This is a genomic window from Streptomyces sp. NPDC003035, from assembly GCF_042888285.1.
Taxonomy (GTDB): domain Bacteria; phylum Actinomycetota; class Actinomycetes; order Streptomycetales; family Streptomycetaceae; genus Streptomyces.
In genome coordinates this window covers 1-1,085 of the sequence record NZ_JBIAPJ010000019.1, presented here as the reverse complement: position 1 = coordinate 1,085, position 1,085 = coordinate 1, and the positions used below count along the sequence as shown (strand labels likewise).

1 protein-coding gene is annotated in these 1,085 nt (G+C 66.3%); it reads left to right on the top strand.

The annotated features are described in order from the left end of the window. Positions 1-106: 106 nt before the first annotated feature. Positions 107-1,085 (top strand): IS481 family transposase (locus ACFYV5_RS34680; RefSeq protein ID WP_389175518.1); only part of this gene is annotated, 979 nt, incomplete at its 3' end.

Below are 1,085 nucleotides of genomic sequence, written 5' to 3'. Positions count from 1 at the left end.
CTAGGTGTATTGATCACGAGCGTTGTTAACGCTGCCTGGTCTTGATCATGGCGAAGACCTCCGGTGTGGTGGAGGTGTCTAGGCTTCACCGCACACGGAGGTCTTCGTGCCCCACCGTAATGCCCGGCTGACCGTTCACGGCAGACGGATCCTGGTCGAACGCGTCCTGGCGGGCCGTCCGGTCGCGCACGTGGCTGCGGAAATGGGCATATCCCGTCCCACGGCCCATAAATGGGTCCACCGCTGGCGAACCGAGGGCGACGCGGGCCTGCACGACCGTTCTAGCCGGCCCCGCACCACCCCGCACCACACATCGTCGGCGGTCGAGACCGAGGTCTGCCGGCTGCGGACCGACCGCAAACTCGGCCCGGCCAGGATCGGGCCGATCCTCGGCATGCCGGCCTCGACCGTGCACCGGATCCTTCTCCGTCACGGCCTGAACCGGCTGGCCTGGCTCGACCGTCCCACCGGCGAACCGATCCGCCGCTACGAACGCGACCGGCCCGGCGAGCTGGTCCACGTCGACATCAAGAAACTCGGCAACATCCCCGACGGCGGCGGATGGCGGACCGTCGGCCGCACGGCCGGCGACCGCAATCGCCAGGCCACCACCACCGAGCGCAAGAGCTGCACACCGGTGATCGGCTACAGCTACATCCACTCAGCCGTCGACGACCACTCCCGCCTGGCTTACAGCGAAGTCCTGCCCGACGAACGTCAGCACACCGCCATGGCCTTCTGGCAACGCGCGAACGCCTTCTTTCAGGCCCACGGCATCACCGTCGAACGCGTCCTGACCGACAACGGCGCCTGCTACAAGTCGAAGCTGTTCACCCGGAGCCTCACCTCAGGCGGCATCGCCCACAAGAAGATCCGGCCCTACCGGCCGCAGACCAACGGCAAGGTCGAACGCTTCAACCGCACACTGCTCGACGAATGGGCCTACCTACGGCCCTACACCTCGAACACCGAGCGGACCGAAGCCCTGGCAGACTTCCTCCACACCTACAACCACCACCGCTGCCACACCGCACTCGACGGACACCCGCCGATCAGCCGTGTCAACAACGTTGCAGGTCAATACA